At 69.9% G+C, this 25,633-nt stretch carries 24 protein-coding genes; 12 read left to right on the top strand and 12 right to left on the bottom strand.

What is annotated here, in order from left to right:
* Nucleotides 1-16 precede the first annotated feature (16 nt).
* The 6 genes from V7Z97_RS13505 to V7Z97_RS13480 form a co-directional block, all read right to left on the bottom strand.
* A complete protein-coding gene (locus V7Z97_RS13505) occupies nt 17-1,102 on the bottom strand; it encodes a CgeB family protein (RefSeq protein WP_334163951.1) in 1,086 nt (361 codons plus the stop codon).
* Entirely contained in the window at nt 1,102-2,376 is a 1,275-nt protein-coding gene (locus V7Z97_RS13500; RefSeq protein ID WP_334163950.1) for a hypothetical protein, read from the bottom strand. Before V7Z97_RS13500 ends, V7Z97_RS13505 begins: the two co-directional genes overlap by 1 nt.
* On the bottom strand, nt 2,376-3,548 hold the full coding sequence (locus V7Z97_RS13495) for a glycosyltransferase family 4 protein (protein WP_334163949.1): 1,173 nt from the start codon (nt 3,546-3,548) through the stop codon (nt 2,376-2,378). The genes V7Z97_RS13500 and V7Z97_RS13495 overlap by 1 nt, the downstream gene beginning before the upstream one ends.
* 76 nt (nt 3,549-3,624) lie before the next feature.
* On the bottom strand, nt 3,625-4,923 hold the full coding sequence (locus tag V7Z97_RS13490; protein WP_334163948.1) for a phenylacetate--CoA ligase family protein: 1,299 nt from the start codon (nt 4,921-4,923) through the stop codon (nt 3,625-3,627).
* A gap of 19 nt (nt 4,924-4,942) precedes the next feature.
* The gene (locus V7Z97_RS13485; protein ID WP_334163947.1) at nt 4,943-6,127 is read right to left on the bottom strand and encodes a glycosyltransferase family 4 protein; all 1,185 of its coding nucleotides are present in this window, start codon (nt 6,125-6,127) and stop codon (nt 4,943-4,945) included.
* Complete coding sequence (locus V7Z97_RS13480) at nt 6,127-7,227, bottom strand: DegT/DnrJ/EryC1/StrS family aminotransferase (RefSeq protein WP_334163946.1); 1,101 nt, start codon at nt 7,225-7,227, stop codon at nt 6,127-6,129. The genes V7Z97_RS13485 and V7Z97_RS13480 overlap by 1 nt, the downstream gene beginning before the upstream one ends.
* A gap of 272 nt (nt 7,228-7,499) precedes the next feature.
* Between V7Z97_RS13480 and V7Z97_RS13475 the strand changes: the two genes are divergently transcribed.
* Nucleotides 7,500-8,288 (top strand): FkbM family methyltransferase, encoded by a 789-nt coding sequence (locus tag V7Z97_RS13475; RefSeq protein WP_334163945.1) that lies wholly within the window; start codon nt 7,500-7,502, stop codon nt 8,286-8,288.
* A gap of 17 nt (nt 8,289-8,305) precedes the next feature.
* Here the strand turns inward: V7Z97_RS13475 and V7Z97_RS13470 are convergent, their stop codons facing one another.
* The 3 genes from V7Z97_RS13470 to gmd are packed head-to-tail and all read right to left on the bottom strand — an operon-like array spanning nt 8,306 to nt 11,830.
* Nucleotides 8,306-10,300, bottom strand: a complete 1,995-nt coding sequence (locus V7Z97_RS13470) for an acyltransferase family protein (RefSeq protein WP_334163944.1) — start codon at nt 10,298-10,300, stop codon at nt 8,306-8,308.
* A 58-nt stretch (nt 10,301-10,358) separates the two neighbouring features.
* Nucleotides 10,359-10,772: a hypothetical protein gene (locus V7Z97_RS13465; protein ID WP_334163943.1), complete on the bottom strand. Its 414-nt coding sequence runs from the start codon at nt 10,770-10,772 to the stop codon at nt 10,359-10,361.
* Entirely contained in the window at nt 10,769-11,830 is a 1,062-nt protein-coding gene (gene gmd, locus V7Z97_RS13460) for a GDP-mannose 4,6-dehydratase (RefSeq protein WP_334163942.1), read from the bottom strand. Before gmd ends, V7Z97_RS13465 begins: the two co-directional genes overlap by 4 nt.
* Nucleotides 11,831-12,109: 279 nt before the next feature.
* On the opposite strand from gmd, the gene V7Z97_RS13455 reads away from it, so the two are divergent.
* The 6 genes from V7Z97_RS13455 (at nt 12,110) to V7Z97_RS13430 (ending at nt 20,793) form a co-directional block, all read left to right on the top strand.
* On the top strand, nt 12,110-13,045 hold the full coding sequence (locus V7Z97_RS13455; protein ID WP_334163941.1) for a glycosyltransferase family 2 protein: 936 nt from the start codon (nt 12,110-12,112) through the stop codon (nt 13,043-13,045).
* 276 nt (nt 13,046-13,321) lie between these two features.
* A complete protein-coding gene (locus tag V7Z97_RS13450) occupies nt 13,322-15,460 on the top strand; it encodes a bi-domain-containing oxidoreductase (protein ID WP_334163940.1) in 2,139 nt (712 codons plus the stop codon).
* A 1-nt stretch (nt 15,461) separates the two neighbouring features.
* Nucleotides 15,462-17,084, top strand: coding sequence for a heparinase II/III family protein (locus V7Z97_RS13445; RefSeq protein ID WP_334163939.1), 1,623 nt, complete (start codon nt 15,462-15,464; stop codon nt 17,082-17,084).
* Between the two features lie 5 nt (nt 17,085-17,089).
* Nucleotides 17,090-18,340 carry a glycosyltransferase family 4 protein gene (locus V7Z97_RS13440; protein WP_334163938.1) on the top strand — a complete coding sequence of 417 codons (1,251 nt, stop codon included), beginning with the start codon at nt 17,090-17,092 and terminating at the stop codon, nt 18,338-18,340.
* Nucleotides 18,341-19,435 (top strand): non-hydrolyzing UDP-N-acetylglucosamine 2-epimerase, encoded by a 1,095-nt coding sequence (gene wecB / locus V7Z97_RS13435; protein ID WP_334163937.1) that lies wholly within the window; start codon nt 18,341-18,343, stop codon nt 19,433-19,435.
* Nucleotides 19,436-19,455: 20 nt separating this feature from the next.
* Entirely contained in the window at nt 19,456-20,793 is a 1,338-nt protein-coding gene (locus V7Z97_RS13430) for a nucleotide sugar dehydrogenase (protein ID WP_334163936.1), read from the top strand.
* Between the two features lie 85 nt (nt 20,794-20,878).
* Here the strand turns inward: V7Z97_RS13430 and V7Z97_RS13425 are convergent, their stop codons facing one another.
* Entirely contained in the window at nt 20,879-21,172 is a 294-nt protein-coding gene (locus V7Z97_RS13425) for a hypothetical protein (RefSeq protein ID WP_334163935.1), read from the bottom strand.
* Nucleotides 21,173-21,242: 70 nt separating this feature from the next.
* Nucleotides 21,243-21,560 (bottom strand): hypothetical protein, encoded by a 318-nt coding sequence (locus V7Z97_RS13420; protein ID WP_334163934.1) that lies wholly within the window; start codon nt 21,558-21,560, stop codon nt 21,243-21,245.
* 115 nt (nt 21,561-21,675) lie between these two features.
* Here V7Z97_RS13420 and ligD point away from each other — a divergent pair, with 115 nt between their 5' ends.
* From ligD to V7Z97_RS13405, 3 genes are all read left to right on the top strand, one after another.
* Entirely contained in the window at nt 21,676-22,608 is a 933-nt protein-coding gene (gene ligD, locus V7Z97_RS13415) for a non-homologous end-joining DNA ligase (protein ID WP_334163933.1), read from the top strand.
* Between the two features lie 95 nt (nt 22,609-22,703).
* Nucleotides 22,704-22,892 carry a DUF3606 domain-containing protein gene (locus tag V7Z97_RS13410; RefSeq protein ID WP_334163932.1) on the top strand — a complete coding sequence of 63 codons (189 nt, stop codon included), beginning with the start codon at nt 22,704-22,706 and terminating at the stop codon, nt 22,890-22,892.
* A 282-nt stretch (nt 22,893-23,174) separates the two neighbouring features.
* The gene (locus V7Z97_RS13405) at nt 23,175-23,348 is read left to right on the top strand and encodes a hypothetical protein (RefSeq protein WP_334163931.1); all 174 of its coding nucleotides are present in this window, start codon (nt 23,175-23,177) and stop codon (nt 23,346-23,348) included.
* 359 nt (nt 23,349-23,707) lie between these two features.
* On the opposite strand, the gene V7Z97_RS13400 is transcribed toward V7Z97_RS13405, so the two are convergent.
* Nucleotides 23,708-23,926, bottom strand: coding sequence for a helix-turn-helix domain-containing protein (locus V7Z97_RS13400; RefSeq protein WP_334163930.1), 219 nt, complete (start codon nt 23,924-23,926; stop codon nt 23,708-23,710).
* A 107-nt stretch (nt 23,927-24,033) separates the two neighbouring features.
* Here V7Z97_RS13400 and V7Z97_RS13395 point away from each other — a divergent pair, with 107 nt between their 5' ends.
* Both V7Z97_RS13395 and V7Z97_RS13390 read left to right on the top strand, forming a co-directional pair.
* Entirely contained in the window at nt 24,034-24,588 is a 555-nt protein-coding gene (locus tag V7Z97_RS13395; RefSeq protein WP_334163929.1) for an RNA polymerase sigma factor, read from the top strand.
* 14 nt (nt 24,589-24,602) lie between these two features.
* Nucleotides 24,603-25,613 carry a FecR family protein gene (locus tag V7Z97_RS13390; RefSeq protein ID WP_334163928.1) on the top strand — a complete coding sequence of 337 codons (1,011 nt, stop codon included), beginning with the start codon at nt 24,603-24,605 and terminating at the stop codon, nt 25,611-25,613.
* Nucleotides 25,614-25,633 lie beyond the last annotated feature (20 nt).

Below are 25,633 nucleotides of genomic sequence, written 5' to 3'. Positions count from 1 at the left end.
ATGGTGAGGAAGCGTCCTATGGCGTCGGCCCTTCCTGGGAGGCGAAGGCCTGCTGCACGATCCGTTCCACCATGGCGCGGTAGGAATAGTCCGAGTTCCGCGTGCGCTCATAGCCGCGCTTCGCGACCTGGGCCCGCTGCTCCGGTGCGGCGAGATAGGCGCGCACCTTGTCGAGGAGTTCCTCCTTCGTCTCGAAGAACTCCGCCTCCTCGCCTTCGCGGAAGAGCTCGGCGTGCTCCCCGGTGCGCTCGGCCAGCATGAAGCCCCCGCAGGCCGGGATCTCGAAGGTGCGGGAGGTGTGCAGGTCCCGGTTCAGCTCGCGAAGGAAGCACAGCGATATGGCCGCGTTGCTGAGTGCGTCGGCATACTCGTCCCCCAGCAGGGGCTTCATGTGCAGCTTGAGGTTCGGATGCGCCTCGGCCCGGTAGGGGCCCCGGTCCCAGCCGGTCCCATAGACATCCACCTCGACGCCGTTGGCGGCGAGGAAGTTCATGTAGTCGAACCGCTTCCGCTCAGCGAAACCGATGAACACCACCCTGCCCCGATGCCGCGAGGCGCCGTTCGGACGTGGATGGTGATCCGCCTCCGAGAAGGCCTGGTAGAGGAATTCCACCCGCTGGAACCCCAGACCCTCGAGTTCCCGGTTGCGCACATTGTGCGACTTGCAGGTGAAGATCATGTCGTAGGCCGGCGCGGCCCTGAGAAACGCGGGCGTCTGGTTGTGCGGCAGGAACTGGTCGTCGCAGGTCCAGCAGACCAGCTTGGCGTGCGGATTGGCCGAGCGCAGGGCCTCGAGCGTCTCGCGGCGCACTGAGAGCCCCTTGATGACGCAGATCAGGTCGTAGCCGCCGCCCGCCCGTTCCAGCAGGTCCCGGTTCAGGGCGCGCGCGTTGGCCACGATCCGGCCGAGGCCGAAGGGCTGCAACACCCGGTCGATGCGGCGCTCGTTCCACCGCTTCCCCGCCAGGACGTCAGCGCCGTACCGCTCGCGGAAGGCGTCCGCCAGGAAGCTCTTCTTGCCGCTCGTGCCGGCGGTCACCACCAGGACGCGAGGGGACCGCGTCGCGCCCGTCTGCGCCTCCGGCGCCCTCGCCGCCGGCATCACGTCACCGACGCCCGGTAGACGTACGTACCCCGTACCCCCCGGTCCATGGTGTCGATCGACACGAACTCGCCGCTGGGCGAGACCCGCGGATGCAGGTCGCAGCGGAGCGGGGTTTCGTCGAGTTCGGGGATCGACCCCAACTCGTCGAGCCGATGCACCGTGTCGGCCTCCAGGTCGTAGGCCAGGAGGGCCGGCTTCTGGTCGTGCTTGGCGCGGGCATAGGTGTCGGTGATGAAGATGCGGCCGCTGCGAAGCATCGCGGGATGGCCGTCGTCGCTGCGCAGCGGCGCCGCGACCGGCCTGATCTTGCCGCTGACGGTGTCGATCAGGAGGTAGCTGTCCCCCGTGAGCGCCTTGGCGACACCGGAGCTGTCCTTCACCAGGGCGTGGTAGATCGGCAGCAGCGCCTTGAAGAGGCTCTTGGTCACCGCCCGGCTCTTGCGCAGGGCGTTGATCGGATTGGCCACGCCGCCATAGCCGAGCAGGGTGTCGCTGTCGGCCCAGCAGTAGTGGCTCATGCGGCCGCTGTCGTTCAGGATCCGGACGTCGACGCCCTCGGCGTCGCTGACGCAGAGCCTGGCGTGAATTCCGCCGGCCTGCGGCTTCCAGCGGTGGAGGAAGACGAACTTCGAGCCGTCCGGGCTGATCGTCATGTGCTCGAGGTAGTGGACGGCGCCGGCCATGTTGCTGATCGGCTTCAGGGCCAGCATGCGCTCGAGGGAGATGATCGGCCGGCTCGCCCCGCTGGCGAGATCGACCAGCCATATGGCGTCACCCTCCACCACGGGCCGGTTCTTCTCGGGATCGACGATGTTTCCGTAGCTGTAGCCGCGCCGGCACCAGTAGTGTCGCGCGAAGTCGATGGTCAGGGCGCGGCCGCCGTCCGGAAAGACCGCATAGACGGGACTGTCCACGACCCGCCGGCTGCCGGTTTCCAGGTCCACCAGCTCGGTGACGAAACGTGCGCCGTCGAAGCGGTTGTAGAGCACCGTCCGGTTGTAGTCCGGCCCCGCGAACTGCAGCATGCAGCCCTGCTGCCAGTTGAACGCGTTGGTCTGTCCGATCTCGACGAACGGCCGGGCGGGATCGGCCAGGTCGAAGTAGCCGAGCGTCGCGGTGTCCGAGGGTTCCGGCACGCGGTCGATGAAGTCGGTCCGGGCGGCCAGCACCTTCGTGCCGTCGTGCGAGACCTGCGGCGTGTTGAAGTAGCCGAAGAAGTAGTGGGCGTCGGAGGGGCTCTCGAAGACCCGCTGGAACGACAGGGCGGCCATCAGCGGGCCTCCTCGAGCGCGGTGCGCAGGTTGGCGACGTTCACGTCGAAGGAATAGCCCTTCAGGATCTCGGCGTTCTTCCCGCCCATGGCGCGCCGCACCTGCGGCTGCTCGGCGAAGGTGTCGAGGTGGGCGGTAAGCGCGTCCGGCGTCACGTCGGCCAGGATGTAGCCGTTCACCCCGTCGTGGACGAGGTCCCGGGCGGTTCCGATGCCGTCGCTGACCAGCATCGGCACGGGGAAGTTCATCGCCTCGTTCAGCGCCTTGGGCGAGGCGTCGTAGCTGGACATCAGGGCGAAGACATCGGCGATCGACAGGAGCCTGGCGACCACCTTCTGGCCGACGAAGCCGGCGACCACGAGCTGCACGCCCAGTTCGCGCGCCAGGTTTTCCAGCGCCTCGCGTTCCGGACCGTCGCCGGCGACCAGCAGGGAGGTCTTCTTCGACCTCATCCCCGCGATCGCCCGCAGGAGCAGGTCGACCCGCTTGCGCTTGGTGAGCCGGCAGCAGGTGACCACAACCATGTGGTCGTCCGGCAGCCCGTATTCGGCCCGCAGCGCCGAGAGCGCCGCCGGGTCGGTGATCCTGAGGGCGTCGAAGAAGGCGTTATCCACCGAGCAGGGGAACGACACCATCTTGTCGGTCCGCCGACCGAGGAACTTGGCCAGGTAGTCGCGGTTGCCGATGCAGGAATAGAGCACCTTGGAACAGGCCCGGAAGTACAGCGGAAGGACCAGGTTCTTGATCGTGCGCGGCAGCAGCCGGCCGCCGTTCTTCGGCTCGAAAGTCTCGCCTCGCCAGATGATCTTCTTTCCGGAGAGCAGCGCGGCGAAATAGACGTACCAGGACGTGAGCGTGTCGTAGCCGTGGATCAGGACGTGCGTGGCGTCGCTGGCCATGACGTAGGGGATCATCCGCGGATTGTTCCGCGACCAGAAGCCCTTGCGGTCCGATGACGACAGGTTGTCGAAGAACCTGTGCGGATAGCCGGCGGTGACCGGCACGTCCCAGGCGATGACGGAGCGGAGCTCGGGATTGTAGAACGGCTTGGCGCCGATCTCGTCTCCAAACATCACCTCGATGTCGTGGTCCAGGCCGGCGGTCAGCGCCCTGAACAGAGGCGCATGGTACTGCGTCGGATTGCCGGCGAAGATGAGCAGCTTGGGGCGCATCGGTCTCACTTCAGGATCACATACAACCGCTGCCGTCCGAGGGCTCGGACGCGGATTGTCGCTGCACGGTGGGGTCTCATTCGTCGTCCGTTCCGGCCTGCACCTGGAGGGTCCGCCGCTTGCCGGCGACCGTCTGCAGGGGCCGCTCGATCCGCTCGAATGCGAACCGGCTCCGCTCCACCTCGATGCCTTCCAGCCTCAGGCCCTGTTCGAGCCTGCGGAAGATGGCGTCGGGATCGGGAGCGTCGGCTGCCGCCGTGTACTTGATCAGCACCACTCCGTCCGCCCTGAGTTCGAAATGGAGCGAGCGAAGGGTTTGGATCTGCTTGAGGATGTGATCGAACAGGAACGTCGAAACCTCCTGCGACCTGCCGTTGCGGTCGACGATCCGGAAGACGTCCCGCGCCTTTCCGAGAAGCCCGGACAGGCTGAGGAGCGCCTCGTCGCGTGCGTGGCTGTCGGGGCAGAGATCCTCGGTGTCGTAATGGAACAGCGGGAAGCACCGCTCGCCGATCGTGGTGACCAGCAATCGGCGCTCTCGGGTCTGGACGATATAGTCGTGCCAGAGGACGCGGATGGGGAACAGGTCGTCGCAGGAGTAGCCGATCACGCCAGCCTCGGACATGCCGTACTCGTTGACCACGGGGCAGCCGAAGAGGGTGCTGACCCTGCGCGCCTCTTCGGGCTGGATGCTCTCGGAGGTGTTCACCACCCGCTTCGTCCCGATATGGGCGAACGACAGCCCCGCCGCTTCGGCATGCGCGCAGAGATGCATCAGCGATGAGCCGTACGCGATGATGTAGGCCGGCCGGAAGGCCTCGAGACTCGCTGCGATCCGCTGCAGGCTGGCGTCGTCGAGGTTGTAGGCGGAGACCCGACGCACATTCAGCATCCGGTCCTTGAAGGCGCGAACGGCGCGCTTGCGCGCCACGCCTCGCCCGCCGAACAGATGGGAGTGGCCCCAGATGATAAAGAGCCGGTCGTACGGCCGGACTCCGCCCCACCCCCGGCCTACGAAGCTGTTCGTCCACGCGGACCGGGCGTCCTGGTCGTTCATGGGGAAGGCGGTGGAAAGGCCGCTGGTCCCGCCGGTGAGCGTGGTCCGGGTAGCGCCCGGCGTGCGCGCCACGAGCTCCGCGTTCTCCTGGATGTCCGTCTTCGTCAGCACCGGAAAGTCGGCAAGCTCCTCTAGGGAGCCGATGGCGTCCGGCAGGCTATGTCGTGCGCGCCACGCCTGGTAGAAGGGGATCTCCTGCCACGCCCGCGTCCAGTTGCGGTTCAGACGCTCCAGCTGTCGCGCACGGATGGCCGCGGGCTCCTTGGTCGCGGCATAGATCGCCTCCGTCGCGCGCAGCCGGCGGAGACGATCGTGCATGATGATCTCGAACCCGGCCCTAAGCATGGGAGGCGGCCGCCTCTTCGATGCGCGAGAAGTAGGTTTCCCACGAATACTGGTCCAGGTAGGCCTTCAGCCGCTCCCGGTCCCACGCCACCGGCGTCGCCAGCGCGCGCTCGATCACCGACGCCAGCGCTTCGGCGTCCGCTGGCGAGGCGAACAGATAGCCGGAGCCGAGTAGCTCGGGATCGAGATCGGTGTCGTCGGACACCACCACGCGGCGGTTCTCGGCGAGCACCTCATAGGTGGTGATGCGGAAGTCGGCCCAGTCGATGGTCACGAACAGGTCCATGCCGGCGTAGAGCCGCTCCACGTCCTTCTCCGGCACATAGCCTAGGAACTCGACATGCTCCTCGAGCCCCAGCGCCTCCACCCGGGCCGTGAGATCCGCGCGGGCGGGGCCCGAGCCGCCGAGGAGGAGGCGCACCGCGCGCCCCCGCCGGATCAGCAGCGAGACCGCATCGATCAGGATGTCGATCCGCTTGTTCTCGTCCAGGCGCGACACCGAGACCAGGGTGGCCTCGCCGCTGACGGCGCGCGGCGGCGGTTTGCTGTCGAGGGCGGCGAGTCGCCGGCGCGGGATCGCGCCGCACAGGTGACGGGCGGTGACGCCGAAGATCTCCCGCTTCTCCCGCACGGCGTACTCGGACAGCACCAGGACGAGCGACGCCCTGCGCACCGACCACTGAGAGATCAGCGCGCGCAGCGCGAGGTAGGCGCGCCTCGGTAGGGAGAGCGCATCGCGCGCCGCGACGATCTCGTCGTACATCCGGTCCCTGCGCGCGAACGCCTTGTAGCGGCCGAAGAACCAGGGCGCGTACTTGTCTGTCTCATTATAGGACATCGTTGTGGGATGGTGCACGAAGAGCGCGTACGGCTGGCGCGCCAGCGCCGCCGCTATTCCGAACTCGATGTGCCCCGAGTGGCAGTAGATCTGCTCCGGGGCGATCCGCCGGAGGAGCTGCGCAAGCCTCCAGGTCTGCGCCGCGGCGCCGCGGCCCGGCACGACGATCAGGTCCCCCGGCTCGATGTGCACGCGCGCCACGTCGGCGTGGCCGAAGCAGACGACCTTCACCTCCCGCCCCTGCCCCTTCAGGAAGGCGTAGTGCTCCGCCAGCAGGACCTCGGCCCCGCCCAGCGTGGTCAGCTGCTTGTAGAACAGGACGACCGGCCGTCGAGCCATCAGGCGAGGTCTTCCAGGGCCTCGCAGACGCTCGCCACCTCGGCCTCGCTCAGGGTGACGCTCGACGGGAGATAGAAGCCGCGCTCGTAGATCCGCTCCGTGACCGGATAGGCGGCGTCGGCCTCGACGTACTGGCGCAGCGGCGCCTGCAGGTGCAGCCCCTTGAAGAAGGGACGCGTGCCGACCCCCTTCTCCTTCAGCTTCTCCATGACCGTCGCCGCGGTCATGTTGACCTCGTCCTTCAGGGTCACGCAGTACATCCAGTAGACAACGTCCACGTCGCCCACCGTCTTCTGGAAGTCGACCAGGCGGGAGTTCCGCAGGCGCTCCGCGTACCAGGCGCCCACCTGGGCCTTCTTCTGCTTGAACTCCTCGATGCGCTCCATCTGCGCGACGCCGACCGCCGCCTGCAGGTTGGTCATGCGGAAGTTGTAGCCGAGGTCAGTGTGGGCGAACCGCTCCTCCTGGCCGAAGTAGAGGTTGATGTACTTGCGGGCCCGCGTCGCCGCCTCGTCGTCGTCGGTGATGATGATCCCGCCCTCGCCGGTCGTGACCAGCTTGTTGGCGTAGAGCGAGAAGGCCGCGACGTCGCCGAAGGTGCCGCAGAGCTTGCCCTTCCAGCGGCTCGCGATCGCCTCCGCGGTGTCCTCCACGACCTTCAGCCCGTGGCGCCGGGCGATCTCCATGAGCCGGTCCATGTCCGCCGGGTGTCCGTAGGTGTGGACGATGACGACCGCGCGGGTTCTCGGCGTGACGGCGGCCTCCACCTGGTCGGGGTCCAGGTTCCAGGTCACTGCGTCCACGTCCACGAAGCGCGGGATCGCGCCGAGGCGCACCACCGCCAGCGCGACCGAGATGATGGTGAAGGACGGCAGGATCACCTCGTCGCCGCGGCCCACGCCGGCGGCATGGAGGGCGACCTCGACCGCGGCCGTGCCGTTCGCCAGCGCGACGGCATGCTTCACGCCGTGGAAGCTCGCGAACGTGGCTTCGAGCTTCCCGATGAAGGGCCCCTGGGACGAGATCCATCCCGACTTCACGCACTCGAGCACATTGGCGATCTCGCCATCGGAGATGTCCGGCTCGCAGACGGGGATCATCGAAAACTCCTGAACAACTGCGCCAGCGCGGGAAAGCAAGCCGGGGACACGCCCGCGGTCTGCACATTCTGGGCCAAGGTGCAGTTCGCCCCAATATCTGCCAAACCTTTGTTTAGGTGCTGTGAACCCTTGTCCGTCGGGCTGCGCGGTTCTTGGTCAGGACCTCGGCACGAGTTATGCCAGCGGCTCGCGCGCGAGAACTCCGACTCGCGACGACAGGGGACAGGCACATGCAGGGCGCTGAACAGGCGTTGCGATTACTGGAACGCGCCGTGGGTCGCCGCACCTTGTGGCGCATCGGACGCTCGGCCTATTTCCTGGCCCGCCGGGACGTCGGCAACCACATGGAGACCAACGGCGAGCGCACGCTGCAGGAGGCCGTCTGCGCCGCCGCCGTCGAGCCGGTCGTCGTCTTCGACGTCGGCGCCAACATCGGCAAGTGGTCGGTCTCCCTGCTCGACGCGGCCGCGGGCCGGCGTGTGGATCTCTATGCGTTCGAGCCGACGCCGGAGTCGCGCAACCGCCTGACGACGGCGCTCGCCGGACGTGGCGTCCATGTGATCGGCGAAGCGCTCGCGGACAGCGTCGGGACCACGCGGTTCGAGGTCCACGGCGCAACCTCGGGCATCAACTCAATCGCGGGCGAGAACCCCTCCGGAGACGTCATCGAGGTGCCCACCAACACGGTGGACGCCTTCACGCAGGCCCAGGGGCTGGACAGGATCGATCTCCTGAAGATCGACGCGGAGGGCTTCGACCTTTCGGTGCTGCGCGGCGCCCGCGGCATGCTCGCCCGGGGCGCGATCGGCGTGGCGCAGTTCGAGTATAACTGGCGCTGGGTCCACAACCGCGCCTTCCTGCGCGACGTCTTCGACCTCGCCCGGGACACGCCCTATCGGCTCGGCAAGCTCGTGCAGGGCGGGGTGGAGATCTACCCCGATTGGCATCCCGAGCTCGAGCGCTTCATCGAAGGCAACTACGCCCTCGTCCACCCCGACATGCTGCCGCACGTCGGCGCCCGCTTCGGCGCGTTCGACATCTCGAACACCTACGCCGACTGACAGGGCCGCGCCCCCTCCTACGGAAGCCGCGCCGCGATCTGTTCCGCCACGAGCTGTGACCCGAGCGCCGACAGGTGGTCATCGTCCAGGTAGAGCGGCACGCCACGGACGTGTGCGGCGCAACGGCCCTCGACATAGGTGTCGCAGAGCTGACGCTCCGGCCTGATGCGGATCAGCCGCGGATGCGAGCCGAGCGCGTCGAGGGCTGCGTGGGTCCGCGCGTTGCGGGCCTGGAAGGCCTGGTAGTTCGTGGAGGCTGTCTCCGGCTTCAGACGGCCGTGGTATCGCAATGTCTTCGCCAGATACTCCGGCACCCGCCAGCCCATCTCCGGAACCGGATAGACGAGCACCACGGTGTTCCCGCCGTCGAGCAGGCGGCGGATGCTCTGCTGGTACTGAACGCCCATCGCCCCCTCGTAGTCCAGCTTCCCGGAGTCCGGCGTGTCGAAATGCTCACGCTCCCCGGGCTCGACCCCGCCCTCGCCATTGTCGAAGCGCTCCTGCTCGAGGCGCAGCGTCCAGCGGGACACGAAGACGTAGGTCCTGGGCGGGGAATCGTGCGCCGCGTACAGCTGTGCCGACAGCCGATCGCAGAGGTTCTGCTCCGGGCTGCGGTTCCTCGAACGGGCGGCAAACAGGTACGGGCAGTCCGTGTAGGCATAGCTGCGGCCCGTGAGGCCCTTCTGCGCAAGCACCCGGTCCATCGCGAGCACAAAGGTCCGCGCGTGACTGTCGCCCACCAGGACGACCGTAGGCTCCCCACCCGGCGCGCCGAGGACGCACGCCTCTTCGAGCCGCCCCGACGTCTCAAGGGCCCTGAGGCAGGCGATCTCCCGCGGACGGCTCAGGTCCTGCTTGTGTTCGAGCATCTTCAGGACATCGGGCGAGAAGCGTCTCTCGAAGCCATTGCCGACATGGCCGGCCGCGCCGAGGCCTATGAGAATGGCCGAAAGGACCCCGGCCAGGACAAAGATGCTCCGGCGCGTCAGTCGGCTGCGATCGCGGAACGGCTGCTCCACATACCGCCATGTGAGATAAGCCAAGCCGAACGTGGCGACGATCAGCGAGACGAGCACGAGGGGCCCGGGCTCGCTCAGGGCGTAGAGCTTCGCGAAGGCGAAGAGTGGCTGATGCCAGAGGTAGAGGCTGTAACTGATCAGCCCCACGCCGACGAAGATGGGGCTGCCCAGCACGCGTCCGACGGCCGTATCGGGTGCGGCCGCAGCGATGACCAGACCGGCCCCGATCGTCGGCACGAGCGCATGCAGTCCCGGAAAGCGCGTGCTCTCATCGAAGGCGAAGACGGCCGTGGCGATGAGCAGCAGGCCGGCCGCCCCCAGGACTTCCCGCGCCGGCCTGCCCATGCGGCGGCTGGCTTCCGGCAGCCCGAGCAGGGCGATAAGGGCACCCAACAGCAGTTCCCAGCCGCGCGTGGGCAGCGAATAGAAGGCGACCGCCGCCATGTGCCGTGAGCCCCACTCGGCCCAACCGAGGCTGACCGCCGCCACGAGCGCCAGGAGCACGACGAGCCAGGGCCGCCCGAAGCGCCAGAGGATCAGCATCAGGATCGGGAAGATGACGTAGTATTGCTCCTCGACGGCCAGGCTCCACGTGTGCAGGAGCGGCTTCACCTCGGAGTTGGGCTGGAAGTAGCCGGATTCCCGCCAGAAAAGTACGTTCGAGGCGAAGACAGCGACGGCCGCCACGCTCTGGGAGAAGTTCCTGTACTCGCCCGGCAGCATCAGCAGCCAGGCGGCGGGCACAGACGCCAGCACGACGAAAAACAAGGCCGGCAGGATCCGCCTCGCGCGGCGTTCATAGAACTCCAGCAGGGAGAAGCGCCCTGACGCCGCCTGCGCGGCGATCAGCGAGGTGATCAGATACCCACTGATCACGAAGAAGACGTCGACGCCGACGAAACCACCACCAAACCCCGCGACACCTCCATGGAAGAGGATGACCGGCATGACGGCGACGGCGCGCAGTCCGTCGATCTCGCGGCGATATTCCATGGTTTGCGCCAGCCCCCGCTCCGCGCCTCGACTGTGCCGGCGAACCGCCGCCCAGCTCCTAGATCCACACCTTGTCGGCGGTCTCGCCGTAGTACGGGCCCTGCTTGACCTCGAGGTACTTGGTCCCAGCCTCCACATGGAAGCCGTGGCCGCCGATGAACTGCAGCAGCGCCATCTGCGGCCCGAGCACGACCTGGCCGACGACGCGCCGCTCGGGATCGTAGATGTCCACATGCATGGCGCCGCTCAGCACCAGGATGAACTCCGAGGTGTTCTGCGTCTCCCGGCCCAGCACCTTGTGCACGTGCGGCTTCAGCGTCTTGGCCTCGGGCACCACGCCGAAGCCGCACTGCATCTCGGCCTCGGCGGGCGTCGGGAAGGTCATCCCGCCGTCCTGGTTGAGGTCGTACACATGCGCCACGACCCGTCCGTCGGAGGTGAATTCGCGGACCCGCGCCTCCGAGGCCGTCATGACCGTCGCTCGGCGTTCGTGCCCTGCATCAGCTTCAGGTCCTCGCGCATCATCTCCTCCACCAGGCCCTCGAAGGTGATGCGCGGCGTCCAGCCGAGGTCCCGCTTCGCCCGGCTCGCGTCGCCGATCAGTAGGTCGACCTCGGTCGGCCGGAAGTACTCGGGGTCGATTTCGACGAGCACGGCGCCGGTCTTCGCGTCGCGGCCCTTCTCGTCCACCCCCTCGCCTTCCCAGGCGATGGTGCGTCCGACGTGGGCGAAGGCGCGCTCGACGAACTCGCGGACGGTATGGCCCTCGCCGGTGGCGAGCACATAGTCGCCCGGCTTGTCCTGCTGGACGATACGCCACATGCCCTCGACGTAGTCCCGCGCATGGCCCCAGTCGCGGATGGCGTCCAGGTTGCCGAGATAGAGCTTCTCCTGCAGGCCCAGGTGGATCGCCGCTGCGGCGCGGGTGATCTTGCGGGTCACGAAGGTCTCGCCGCGGATCGGGCTCTCGTGGTTGAACAGGATGCCGTTCGAGGCGTGGATGCCGTAGGCCTCGCGGTAGTTCACCGTGATCCAGTAGGCGTAGAGCTTCGCCGCGCCGTACGGGCTGCGGGGATAGAACGGGGTCGTCTCCGACTGCGGGGTCTCGGCGACCTGGCCGTAGAGCTCCGACGTCGAGGCCTGGTAGAAGCGCGTCGAGCCCTCGAGCCCGAGGATCCGGATCGCCTCGAGCATGCGCAGCGGCCCGAGCGCGTCGGCGTTGGCCGTGTATTCTGGCGTCTCGAAGCTCACGTAGACGTGGCTCTGGGCCGCCAGGTTGTAGACCTCGTCCGGCTGGATGCGCTGCATCAGCCGGATCAGGTTCGTGGCGTCGGTCATGTCGCCATGGTGCAGGAGCATGTCCGCGCCAGGCTCGTGGGGGTCGCGGTAGAGGTGGTCGATGCGGCCGGTGTTGAAGGACGAGGACCGCCGCTTCAGCCCATGGACCTCGTATCCCTTGGCCAGCAGGAACTCGGCCAGATAGGCGCCGTCCTGCCCTGTGATGCCCGTAATGAACGCCCGCTTCGTCACAGCCTGCCCGCCCCTGTCACCCAATACGTCCCGTGGAATGAAGAGCGTCCAATCTAATGCTCGTCTGCAAACCCGGCGTATCGCCGAATTCGCTAGTGGATTGCGCCTTCAGTTCCAACCGAATTGCCCGCCGCATGCACGAACTGCGCCACCGGGGCCCATGATCCGGCAGCATCGGCGCCGGCCCGTTCATTACCGAGCACCTGCGAAGATTTCACGGCGGACCGGGACTTGCACGACGGCGGTCGTAGGATGCAGTTGAGGCGGGGAATTCGTCGGGTGGCGCTCTTGGACGAGGTGGACAGGTTGCAGGCGGACGGCGCCGTGATGCCCGCGAGCGACGCCGCCGCGGCGCCGGCGCCCCTGGCGGTCGTGATGATCTCCCTCAACGAGGGCCACAACATGGAGGCCGTGCTCGCGAACCTGGCGGGGTTCGCGGCCGAGGTCTTCCTCGTGGACAGCTACAGCTCCGACCGGACCGTCGACATCGCGCTGAGCCATGGCGTGCAGGTGGTGCAGCGCCGCTTCCGCGGTTTCGGCGACCAGTGGAACTACGCTGTCGGCGAACTGCCGATCCGATCGCCCTGGACCATGAAGCTCGACCCGGACGAGCGCCTTACCGAGGAGCTGAAGGCCGCCATTCGGGACATGATCGCGGGCGACGAGGCCGACGCGGTGTTCGTGCGGCGGCGGCTCTGGTTCATGGGCCGGCCGCTCACCGTGCGCCAGGACATCCTGCGCCTGTGGCGGACGGGGTCGTGCCGCTTCTCGGACGTCCTGGTCAACGAGCATCCGGTCGTACCGGGACGTACGGTCCTGCTGGCCGGCGACCTCGAGCACCACGACAGCCCGGACCTCCACCACTGGTTCGAGAAGCAGAACGCCTACACCACGGCCGAAGCCCTGGCCGCCTGGCGCGCCGACCCGCTGTCGGCGAAGCCGCGGCTGACCGGCAACCGGCTGGAGCGCCGGATGTGGCTCAAGCGGCTGACGCAGCGCCTGCCGTTCGCCCACGTGCTGATGTTCTTCTACTGCTACCTCGGCCTGGGCGCCTGGCGCGCGGGCCGGACCGGGCTCATCTGGTCCAGGCTCCGCGGCGACATCCTCCGGTGGCGGGCCTACAAGCGCCGCGAGCTCGAACTGACCGGCGTCGCCTATGCGCCTGCGCCCGCGCGGCTCGGCCCGCCCGACCCGCGGGTGAGGCAGGCGGACTGACCCGGTGGGCCGGCGGGATCGTGGGCGACGGACTCGGGTCTCCAGCCGATTTGGCACGCGAATCTCCGCACGTCCCGCCGCCTTGTGCCAGAATGAGACGCCGCTGATCGCCGCTGTCACGCGAGCGTGCCTGTCGTCCGCTAACGCGGGCATGGGCGCCCGCGGTGATGTGACCGCCGTCACGGTGGCGACCCGCCGGCCTCCCCAGAGGTCGACCGGTCCGTATCTTGCTGGCGCAGGGGCCTGAGCCGGCTGGGGGAGTGGGCGTCAAAGTCGATGAAGCAAGTCCTGCAAGATCTGAAGAGCGGCCGCACGATCGTCGCCGACGTGCCCGCGCCGCAGGTGCGGCCGGGCGCCGTGCGGATCGCCACGTCGGTGAGCCTGGTGTCCGCCGGCACCGAGAGGATGCTCGTGGAGTTCGCCCGCGGCTCACTGCTGTCCAAGGCGCGCCAGCAGCCGGAGCGCGTGAAGGAAGCCCTGCAGAAGGTCGTCACCGACGGCTTGATGACCACCGTCGAGGCGATCCGCGCCAAGCTCGATCAGCCGATGCTGCTCGGCTACTGCAACGTCGGCCGCGTGGTCGAGGTCGGCGCCGGCGTGCGGGGCCTGAGCGTCGGTGACCGGGTGGTCTCCAACGGCAGCCACGCCGAGGTGGTGGTGGTGCCGCAGAACCTCGTGGCGCGCCTGCCCGACGGGGTCGAGGACGACGAGGCGGCGTTCACCGTCCTGGGCGCCATCGCCCTGCAGGGCGTCCGGCTCGCCGCCCCCACGATCGGCGAGAGCTTCGTCGTCATGGGCCTCGGCCTCATCGGCCTGATGACCGTCCAGATCCTCCGCGCGAACGGCTGCCGCGTGCTGGGGATCGACTTCGATCCCGAGCGCCTTGCCTTGGCCCGAGGCTTCGGCGCCGAGACCTTCGATCCTTCCACCGGCGCGGATCCCGTCGCCGCGGCGGAAGAGTTTTCGCGCGGCCGCGGCGTGGACGGCGTGCTGCTGACCCTGAGCACCACGAGCTCCGACCCGGTCGCCCAGGCGGCCCGGATGTGCCGCAAGCGCGGTCGCATCGTGCTCGTCGGCGTCACCGGCCTGGAGCTCAACCGCGCCGACTTCTACGAGAAGGAACTGAGCTTCCAGGTCTCGTGCTCCTACGGCCCGGGGCGCTACGACCCGGCCTACGAGGAGAAGGGCCAGGACTACCCCCTGGGCTTCGTCCGCTGGACCGAACAGCGGAACTTCGAGGCGGTGCTGGACCTGATGCAGGCGGGCCGGCTCGACACCCGGCCGCTGGTGACCCACCGCTTCGCCGTCGCCGAGGCCGAGAAGGCCTACGACGTCCTCGGCTCGGGCGAGAAGTCGATCGGCATCCTCATCGAATACCCGCGCGACGCCGCCGCGGCCCCGGCGGACTGGCCGGCCGTCACCGCGCTGCGGACCGATGCTCCCCCCAGGGCCGCCGCCTCGGTGAGCTTCATCGGGGCCGGCGCCTATTCCAGCCGCACCCTCGTGCAGGCGTTCAAGTCGGCCGGCGCGGACCTCCAGGCCATCGTCTCCTCGGGCGGCGTCTCGGCCGTGCACTACGGGCGCAAGTTCGGCTTCCGGCAGGCGGCGAGCGAGGCCCGGGTCGCCATCGAGGATCCGGCGACCGACGCGGTCTGCATCGCCACGCGCCACGACAGCCACGCCCGCTACGTGACCGCGGCCCTGGCGGCGGGCAAGCACGTGTTCGTCGAGAAGCCCCTGTGCCTGACGCTCGGCGAGCTGGGGGCGATCGAGGCCGCGGCCGCCCAGCCTGCCCCGGGCGGCGGCGCAGCGCCGCTGCTGATGGTCGGCTTCAACCGCCGCTTCGCGCCGATGGTGGTGAAGACCCGCGAACTGCTCCAGGCCCTGCCCGGCCCGAAGAGCTTCATCATGATCGTCAACGCCGGGGCGATCCCCGCGGATCACTGGACCCAGGACCCCGCGGTTGGCGGCGGCAGAATCGTCGGCGAGGGCTGCCACTTCATCGATCTGCTGCGCCACCTGGCGGGCTCGCCGATCGTCGGCTTCGACGCCGCGGGCCTCGACCGGCCGGGCGGTCCGCCCCTCAAGGACACGGTGATCATCCGCCTGAGCTTCGCGGACGGCTCCATCGGCGTGATCAACTACCTGGCCAACGGCCACAAGACGTTCCCGAAGGAGCGGCTGGAGGTGTTCGCCTCCGGGCGGATCATCGTCCTCGACAACTACCGCCGGCTGACCGCCCACGGCGTCGCCGGCTTCCGAGCCATGCGCACGTTCGGCCAGGACAAGGGGCAGCGGGACTGCGCCCGGGCCTTCGTCGAGGCGGTGCGCTCCGGCGGCCCCTCCCCGATCCCGCTCGACGAGATCATCGAGGTCAGCCGCGTCTCCATCGAGGCCGCCGCCCAGGCGGGCTGAGATGCAGGTCGCCCGTCTCGCCCGCACGGTGGTGCATCTGCGGCCCGGCCAAATCCTGGGCCGGGCGCTGCACAAGGCGCCCCGCGCGCGGCCGCACCTCCGGCCCGCGCCGGCGGGTCGGGCGCGCGTGGCCCCGTGGCGATCTCCGGCCGCCCGGGCGCCGTCCATGTCCGGCCCGGACCATGTGCGCTTCCTCAACGAGCCGGGCGAGATCGGCGCGCCGGACGCCTGGAACGACTCCAGGCGGCCGCTCCTCTGGCTCTACAACCTCCACTATTTCGATGACTTGGCGGCCACCGGCGCGGCCCAGCGCGCGGACTGGCATCGCCGCCTGATCGGCCGCTGGATCGATGAGAACCCGCCGGGCGACGGCGTCGGCTGGGAGCCCTACCCCACCTCGCTTCGCATCGTGAACTGGATCAAGGCGGCCGCGGGCGGCCTGGAGCTGACGCCCTCGGCGGTGGCGAGCCTGGCGGTCCAGGCCCGCTGGCTGGCGGGCCGGCTGGAGACCCACCTGCTGGGCAACCACCTGCTGGCCAACGCCAAGGCCCTGGTCTTCGCGGGCCTGTTCTTCGAAGGCCCCGAAGCCGAGCGCTGGCGCGCCGTCGGGCTCGGCGTCTACGCCGACCAGCTCCCGGAGCAGGTGCTCGCCGACGGCGGGCACTTCGAGCGCTCGCCGATGTACCACGCGCTGATCCTCGAGGACCTCCTGGACCTCGCGAACCTCGCCACCATCTACGGCGATGGCGACGCCTTCTTCCGCGGCCTGCCGGCCACCGTCGCGGCCATGGGCGCCTGGCTGAAGGCCATGAGCCATCCCGACGGCCGGATCGGCTTCTTCAACGACGCGGCCTTCGGCATCGCGCCCGAACCGACCGACCTGGACGCCTATGGCCGGCGGCTTGGACTTCCCGCCTTCGCGGAGCCGCGGGACGGCCTCACGCATCTGTCCGCATCAGGCTACGTGCGCCTGCAGGCGGGGCCGGCCGTGGCCCTGTTCGACGCCGCCCCCGTGGGCCCTGACTACCTGCCCGGCCACGCCCACGCCGACACCCTGTCGCTCGAGCTGTCGGTCGGCGGCGCGCGGGCCGTCGTGAACGGCGGCACGTCGGTCTATGGCCTCGGCGCCCAGCGGCACGCCGAGCGCTCCACCGCCGCCCACTCCACCGTCGAGATCGACGGCGAGAACTCGTCCGAGGTCTGGAGCGGCTTCCGTGTCGGCCGCCGCGCCCGGGTGCTCGACGCCGCCGTCGAAGACCGCGCCGGCGTCCTCATCGCCGAGGCGGCGCACGACGGCTACCGCTGGCGTCCCGGCCGGCCGGTCCACCGTCGGACCCTCGCCATGGCCGCGGACTCCCTGACCATAACCGACAGGATCGACGGCACTTTCGGACAGGCCGTGGCGCGCTTCCACCTGGCGCCGGGCGTGACCGCCGGCCTGGATCCCGACGGCCGGAGCGGCGCGCTCCGCCTGCCCGACGGCCGCGCCGTCGCCTGGCGCGCCGGCGCGCGTGCCCGCGTGGAGGCCTCCGAGTGGCGGCCGGAGTTCGGCCGGCGCCTTCCGACCCACCAGCTCGTCGTGCCGCTCTGCGGCCCGACGCTCGAAACCGTCTTCACCTGGTAAGCCCCGTGCACATCCTCTTCCTCACCGACAATTTCCCGCCGGAGGTGAACGCGCCCGCCTCGCGCACCTTCGAGCACTGCCGCGAATGGGTGAAGGCCGGCCACCAGGTCACCGTGATCACCTGCGCGCCCAACTTCCCGAAGGGCAAGGTCTACCCCGGCTACCGCAACGCCTTCCGCTCGCGGGAGCGGATGGAGGGCGTCGAGGTCATCCGCGTCTGGTCCTACATGACGGCCAACGAGGGCTTCCTGCGCAGGTCCATCGACTATGCGAGCTTCATGGTCAGCGCGACCCTCGCCGCGCCGTCGGTGAAGGGCGTGGACGTGATCGTCGCCACCTCGCCACAGTTCTTCACCGTCTGCGCGGGCCGCCTGGTCTCGATGATCCTGCGCAAGCCGTTCGTGTTCGAGCTGCGCGACCTGTGGCCGGAGTCGATCCGCGCCGTCGGCGCGGTCAGGGACGGCCCGCTGATCCGGGCGCTGGAGGCCATCGAGGAGCACCTGTACGCCAAGGCCGCCGCCATCGTCTCGGTGACCCACGCCTTCAAGGACACTCTGGTGCGCCGCGGCGTGGACGCCGGCAAGGTCCACGTGGTCACCAACGGCGCCGACCTCAGCCGCTTCTCCGTCAGGCCGCGCGACGAGGCGCTCGCCGCCGACCTCGGCTTCGAGGGCAAGTTCGTCGTCGGCTATGTGGGCACCCACGGGATGGCCCACGCGCTGGACACGGTGCTGGAAGCCGCCGACCGCCTGCGCCACCGCGAGGACGTGGGCTTCCTGTTCCTCGGCGACGGGGCGTCCAAGGGGGCGCTGAAGGCGCGGGCCCAGGCCATGGGCCTCGCGTCCGTCCGCTTCGTGGACAGCGTCCCGAAGGAGGACGTGCCCCGATACTGGTCGCTGCTCGACGCGTCGGTGATCCACCTGCGCCGGACCGAGCTGTTCACGACCGTTATCCCGTCGAAACTATTCGAATGTATGGCCATGGGCATTCCGGTGCTGCATGGCGTCGCGGGAGAGTCCGCGGAGATCGTCCGCCGCGAGGGGTGTGGGGAAGTGTTCGAACCTGAGAACGCCGAGGCGCTGGCCGATGGCATCGTCGCCCTGTTGGACGGGCCGGAGCGTCGCGCCGCGCTGGCCGCCTGCGGTCCCCGGGCCGCCCGGCGGTACGACCGCACGGCGCTGGCCGCCGACATGCTGCGGGTGCTCGAAGACGTCGCCGGCGTCCGCCGAGACGGCCAGCCTGCGAAGGCCGCCTGAATGAAGGTCCTCAGCGTCGTCGGCGCCCGGCCGAACTTCATGAAGGTCGCCCCGATCATCCGCGCGATGGAGCGGCATTCCCACCCGTTCGAGAGCGTCCTGGTCCACACCGGCCAGCACTATGACGCGCGGATGAGCGACTCCTTCTTCGCGGACCTTCGGATGCCCGAGCCGGACTTCAACCTCGAGGTCGGCTCCGGCAGCCATGCGGCCCAGACCGCCGCGGTCATGACCCGCATCGAACCGGTGCTGCAGGAGGTCGCGCCCGACCTGGTGCTCGTCGTCGGCGACGTCAACTCCACCCTGGCCGCGACCATCACGGCGAAGAAGCTGCACCTGCGGGTGGCCCATGTGGAGGCCGGCCTGCGGTCCTTCGACATGGCCATGCCGGAGGAGATCAACCGCCTCTGCACCGACGTCATCGCCGACGACCTGTTCACCACCGACCGGATGGCCGACGAGAACCTGCGCCGCGAGGGCGTGGCGGAGGGCCGGATCCACTTCGTCGGCAATGTGATGATCGACTCGCTGATGGCCAGCCTGCCGGCCGCCCGGCGGCTGAACCAGGCGGACGCCTTCGGGCTGGCGCGGCGCGGCTATGCGGTGCTCACCCTGCACCGGCCGAGCAATGTCGACGATCCGGCCCTGCTCGAGCAGATCATGGGCGCGATCCTGGACGGCGTCACCGAGCTGCCGATCGTCTTCCCGGCCCACCCGCGCACGGCCGACAAGCTCAAGTCGCTGGCGCGCCTGTCCGGGCCCGGCGCCGAGCGCCTGCGGATCGTCGAACCGATGGGCTATCTGGAGTTCCAGAGCCTGGTCAGCGACGCCGGCCTGGTCCTGACCGATTCCGGCGGCCTCCAGGAGGAGACGACGGTGCTGCGGGTCCCCTGCGTCACCCTGCGGGAGAACACCGAGCGGCCGATCACCGTCGAGCAGGGCACCAACATCCTGGCCGGCGTCTCGCGCGACGGGATACTGCGGGGTATTGAGGCGGCGCTCGCCACCGATCCCGGCGCCGCCCGCATCCCCGAACTGTGGGACGGCAGAACGGCGGAACGGATCGTGCAGACGATCGCCGGCTGGCGTAACTGAAGGCCCAAACCGGGATGGACATGGCTGACGTCACCCCCTTCGAGCGACTGCGCGCGGCGCTGGCCGACCGTACGGCCACGGTCGGCGTGATCGGCCTCGGCTATGTGGGCCTGCCTCTGGCCGTGGCCGTGGCGCGGCGCGGCCTGAGCACCATCGGCTTCGACATCGACCCCGCCAAGGAAGAGCGGATCAGGGCCGGGCGGTCGTACATCGACGCGGTTTCCAGCGACGAACTGGCGGGCTTGGTGAAGGCCGATCGTCTGACCGCCACCACCGCCTACGACCGGCTGGCGGAATGCGACGTGATCGTGATCTGCGTGCCGACGCCGCTCAGCCGCCATCGCGACCCGGACCTGTCCTACATCGAGAGCACCGGGCGCGAGATCGCCGCCCGCCTGCGGCCCGGCCAGCTGGTCGTGCTGGAATCCACCACCTACCCCGGCACGACCCGCGAGGTCCTGAAGCCGATCCTGGAGGCGAGCGGCCTCGTCGGCGGGCGCGACTTCTTCCTGGGCTTCTCGCCGGAGCGCGAGGACCCCGGCAACGCGTCGTTCGAGACCGCCACCATCCCCAAGGTCGTCGCCGGCGACGGGCCCGAGGCCAACGAGCTGGTCGCCGCCTTCTACGGGACGGTGGTGGAGAAGGTGGTGCCGGTCTCCTCGCCGGACGTGGCCGAGGCGGTGAAGATCACCGAGAACGTCTTCCGGGCCGTCAACATCGCGCTCGTCAACGAGCTGAAGCTGATCTACGGCGCCATGGGCATCGACGTTTGGGAGGTCATCGAGGCCGCCAAGACCAAGCCCTTCGGCTACATGCCCTTCTACCCGGGCCCCGGCCTGGGCGGGCACTGCATCCCGATCGATCCCTTCTACCTCACCTGGCGCTCGCGGGAGTTCGAGATCTCGACGCGGTTCATCGAACTCGCCGGCGAGATCAACACCGCCATGCCCAACCACGTGGTCGATGTGCTGGCCCGCGCCCTCGACGAGCGGCTGAAGCTGGCGCTGAGCGCCGCCAAGGTCCTGGTGATCGGCCTCGCCTACAAGAAGAACGTCGAGGACGTCCGCGAGAGCCCGTCGTTCAAGCTGATGTCGCTGCTGGAGGCGCGCGGCGCCCGGGTCAGCTTCCACGACCCGCACGTGCCCGAGGCGCCGAACACCCGCGAGCATCCCGAGTTCGCCGGCCGTAGGTCCGCCCCGCTGACCGCGGAGTCGCTTCGCGGCTTCGACGCGGTCCTCATCTCGACCGACCACGACGCGGTCGACTACGGGCTGCTGGCTGGCGCGAAGCTGGTGGTCGACACGCGCAACGCCATGGCCAGGCACGGCCTCTCCGGCGCCAACGTCGTCAAGGCCTGAGCTAGCGCGCTGCGTAACGTCCCGCAGGCCGCCCCTTAGACGAACGACAGCTGCGGGGAGCGGAACGTCCTCCCGCGGCGCCCGACTAACCCAGCCTCAGTTCGCGGAGGCCGAAGTCGTAGGTGTAGTCGACGCCGGCGGCCCACCAGCAAACCAGCGGCGACGTCTCCGTGGCCCGACCCAGGCTGGCGCAGGTGGTGCAGCGGAACCTCATCTCCGCCAGCCGCTGCCGGCCCCGCCCCGCCGCACAGAGCGCCGCGGCGTCCGCCGGCCGCAGCACCCGGCAGGCGCGGCAGTTGATGTAGAGCTTCGCCTGCAGGGTGATCAGGGTTTCGGGCGTGAACGCGGCGGGGTCCGATGTGTCCGACGGGCGTGACATTCCGCGAACATACGCAGAACATCGCCGGCCACGCCATGCTAGCCGCTCGCGAATCCACAGTTCGGTGGCGTCAGGGCCCGGTGGTCCAGGTGCGGTACTCCGCCGGCCGGTCCGACGGCCTGGCCTCCCTGGCGCGCCGGATGAGCTGCTCCGACGCGGCCGTCTCGTCTCCCCCGCAGGTGTCCAGCACGGCGCAGATATCCTCGTGTGTCACCCCAAACGCCTCGACGATGGCCTGGGCATGCCGGAAGGCGACGTTATTGATGAGGGGATGGCCCAGGCTGTCGCGGTAGTCCGAAAGGTCGGCCTGCTGGACCAGGGCGCCCAGCGCCGCGGCCAGATTCCGCTCGTGGCCCAGGTGGTCGTGTTCGGCGTGCTCGGGCGTCATGGGAACTCCTGCGTCTCGGACGGACTCGACTCCTGACGCGTCCGGAGGTTCCCGCTTGCCTGCCCGCCCGAGAGACAGCCTGCCCGCGAGCCGTCGACAGTACGTGGCCCAGCCCATGCCTCGCTTCCTCGAATTCCAGCATGCGCGGCTGGTCTCCGAGCCGCCCACCGGCGAGGCCTGGCTCCACGAGATCAAGTTCGACGGCTACCGGCTGCAGCTGCGCGTCGAGCGCGGCGAGGCCGCCGTCTTCACGCGCAACGGTCACGACTGGACGCACAAGCTGCCCGAACTGGCGGAGGACGCCGCCGAGCTGGGCCAGGACTGCATCCTCGATGGCGAGCTCTGCTTCCTCGACCCGGCGGGCAAGCCGACGTTCTCCGGCCTGCGCGCCGCCATCGGCGGCGGCCGGACCGCGCCGCTGGTCTTCTTCGCCTTCGACATCCTGTGGCGCGGCGACACCGACCTGCGGTCGTTCGCGCTGAAGGATCGCAAGGCGCTCCTCACCGAGGCGCTCGCGGACGCGCCGGGTCCGCGGCTTCGCGCCGTCGAACCCTTGCCGCAGAGCGGGCCGGCCCTGCTCGAGGCCGCCTGCCGCATGGAGCTGGAAGGCATCGTCTCGAAGCGCCGCGACAGCCGCTACACGGCGGGTCGCGGCGACACCTGGGTGAAGTCCAAGTGCCGGCTCGCCCAGGAGTTCGTGATCGGCGGATGGACCCAGGAGCCCGGCCGGCACTTCAAGGGGTTGCTCGTGGGGGTCCACGAGGCCGGGGGGCTCCGCTACGTGGGAAGCCTGGAGCGCGGCTTCTCCAGGACGCCGGACCTGCTCGAGCGGCTGCGCCCCCTCGCCGCGCCGAAGACGCCCTTCGCGCGGCAGAGCCCGCGCAAAACGCCGGAGGTACACTGGGTCGAACCGCGGCTGGTCGCCCAGGCCGAGTTCCAGGAATGGACCGCCTCGGGCGCGATCCGCCACGCCACCTTCCTCGGCCTGAGGGACGACAAGGACCCCGGCGCAGTCGTCCGCGAGCGCCCCGCAGAGACGCCGCTCTGAGGACAAGGCGACGCCGCCCCGCTCGCACCACCGCCCCATGGAACCGCGCGGACGCGGTCGGGATTCTCCCGAGGGTTCAACCGCGGAGAACACACATGGCTGACAACAAGCAGGACGTCGGAGAGCCGGATCGGAGCCGCGTCTCGGGCTCCGAAGACTATGAGGTGCGCTACTTCGCCGAGCAGCATGGGTTGTCGATGGACGAGGCCCGCGAACTCATCGCCAGGCACGGCAATGACCGCGAGGCGCTGAACGCGGAGGCGCAGCGCCTGAAGCGCAACTGACCCGCCGCAGGATCCGCCACCCGGCGCCCGCGCCGGACGAGGCGCTACCGGGCCGCGTCACCGCCGCCCGGGCCGTGACGACCAGCGCCCGGCCGCCCGTCGGCGAACGCCGGCAAACAGGCTCGCCTGGCGCCATCAAGGGAGGGCGGATTTCCATGGGCGCGGCCTCCCCTGGCGGACGGCCGTGGGACCTTGGGCCCCGCCCACAACCGCTCCTTAGGCGGAATATACAGCGTTCACCGAACGCGCTAGGTTTCCCGAATGGGAAACGAAATAGCCGAGTTGCTGAGGATCCGGACGCGGTCCCGCGGCGACGGCGCCTCGGCCCTGGTGAACGCCTGCCTCGAGTTCTGTTTTCGCGCGGAGATCGCGAACGACGACCCGCGGAAGACCCTCCTCCCCGGCGAGGTCGAACAGTTCCGCAGCCTGATCGGCCGGCTACGGGCCGAGACCTAGGCGGCTGCGGCTGCGGCTGCGCTGCGCCGCCCCTTGGCGGACAGGCTGACGGCGCGGATCGCCGACCCTTCCTTGTCCCCGGCCGGCGGCCACGACCGCGAACACCCTCCATTGCGCAGGCGTGGATTTCGCTGGAACGCTGGAGCCACATGCGTCCGGAGGCGGAGGCGCTTGGTCTCGGCCACGCCGCCATCGAACCTTAAGTCTCCACGGCCCACGCGGGAGTCCGATAGGAAATGGGTCTTCCGGCTCAAACCGCCCTGCCCGCTCGGAGCGCAGCGACGACGCACTCTCGGCTCAGGACGAACCCAGAACCTGCTGAGGCTCCGTCGCCTCCCCGCCAGCAGGTTCGGCTCGGCTCAGGCCTCCCTCGGCCGCTTCAGGAGGTCCGCCGCCTCGACACCGAGCGCCTGCGCGAGGCGGTCCACGACGTCGATTCCTGCCGCGTAGACGGACCGCTCCAGGGCGCTGATGTAGGAACGGTCGATACCCGCGCGATGGGCAAGCTCCTCCTGCGAAAGGCCGGCGGCATGGCGTCGCCGACGCAGGTTCAGGGCCAGGACCTCGCGGATGTCCATGCCGAGAGAAGCACGGCATTGTCGAGTATTTCACCACGGAGTATTCTCGACAAACGACGTTGTCCGTCGCGACTTCCGCGCTGGGCCTTCCGCGTCGCCGTCCGGCCATGCAGCACCGCTCCTCGCGAATCGTCCAACTCGCCGAACCCGATCCCCCGCCCTTCGACCCCGAAGGCGCGCCGTCCCCGGCCCACGTCGCCCTCGACCAGCTCGTCCGCCGCCACCGCGGCTGGCTGGTGGCGGTCCTGCGCCTGCGCTTCGGCCGCGACGCGGCCGAGGACCTGGCCCAGGAGGCCTTCCTGCGCGCCGCCCGCCAGCCCGACCCGGCGGCGCTCCGCCGGCCGAAGGCCTGGCTGCTCACCGTCGCCCTCAACGCCGCCCGCGACCAGCACCGCCGGCGCGCCGTGCGGCCCCCGCTCACCGAGGCCGACGGCGGGGTGGAGCTCACCGACGCGCCCCTGGCGGCGCACCAGGACGAGGCCCTCCTCCTCAAGCAGGTGATCCTCGCCCTGCCGCCCCACCTGCGGGAGGTCTTCCTGCTGTCCCGCTTCGGGGGCTTGACGTACGAGGAGATCGCGCGACGCTTGGGGATCTCGATCAAGACGGTCGAGTGGCGGATGACAAAGGCCCTGGCGACCTGCGCAGCCCGACTCGAAGACTGAGGCGACGGCCCGGCATGAGCGATCGACGCGACCGCGCCCGAGACGAGGCCGCGGCCTGGTTCGCCAGGCTGGGGCGGCAGGCCGTCACCACCGACGCCCTGCGGCGCTTCCGCGAGTGGCGCCGCGCCCCCGCCAACGCCCGGGCCTACGCCGAGGTCGAGGCGGCCTGGTCCCGGGCCGGCGACCTGCGCCACGACCCGGACCTCCGGGCCGCCACGGCCGCCGCCCTCGACCGGCGCCCGCTGCGCGCCCGCCTCGCCGGACTGACCCCACCCGCCCCGCTCGGCCTGGGACTCGCCGCCGCCGCCGGCCTCGCGGTCACGGCGGCGCTGGTGTTCGGGCCCGCGGCCCTCGCCCCGGCCTACGACACCGGGGTCGGCGAGCAGCGCCTGGTGGTGCTGGACGACGGCTCCCGCGTCCGGCTCAACACCGACAGCCGGGTGCGGGTCCGCTTCGCCCGCGACGCCCGCCGCGTCGAGCTTCTCCGCGGCCAGGCCTTCTTCGAGGTGGCGCACGACGCCGCCCGCCCCTTCACCGTGGACGCCGGATCCGCCGAGGTCCGGGCGCTCGGCACCCGCTTCGACGTCCGCCGCCTCGACGGAACCGTGCAGGTCACCCTGGTGGACGGCGCCGTGCGGGTGGCGCCGGACGGCGCCCGGGACGCCGCCGCCCCGGCCGCCTGGACCCTGGCCCCGGGCCAGCAGGTCACGGTGGCGCCGGGCCGTCCCGCCGCCCCCCGCGCCGCCGACGCCGCGGGCGCCACCAGCTGGACCACCGGCCGCATCGTCTTCCGCGAGACCCCGCTCGCCGCCGCCGTGGCGGAGGTGAACCGCTATTCGGCGCGCAAGGTCACCCTCGACGCCCCCGGCCTGGCGGCGGCCCCGGTCAGCGGGGTGTTCGACACCGGCGACACCGAGGCCTTCGTCGCCGCCGCCAGCAGCCTGTTCGGGCTCGAGGCCGACCGTGCGGCCGAGGGCGCGTCCGGCCGCGACGGCGCCATCGTCCTGCGGCGGCGCGCCGGGTGACCCCGGAATTTCTCCCGCCC

It is taken from the genome of Phenylobacterium sp. (assembly GCF_036821595.1).
Classification (GTDB): domain Bacteria; phylum Pseudomonadota; class Alphaproteobacteria; order Caulobacterales; family Caulobacteraceae; genus Phenylobacterium.
This window is presented reverse-complemented; position numbering and strand designations above follow the sequence as displayed.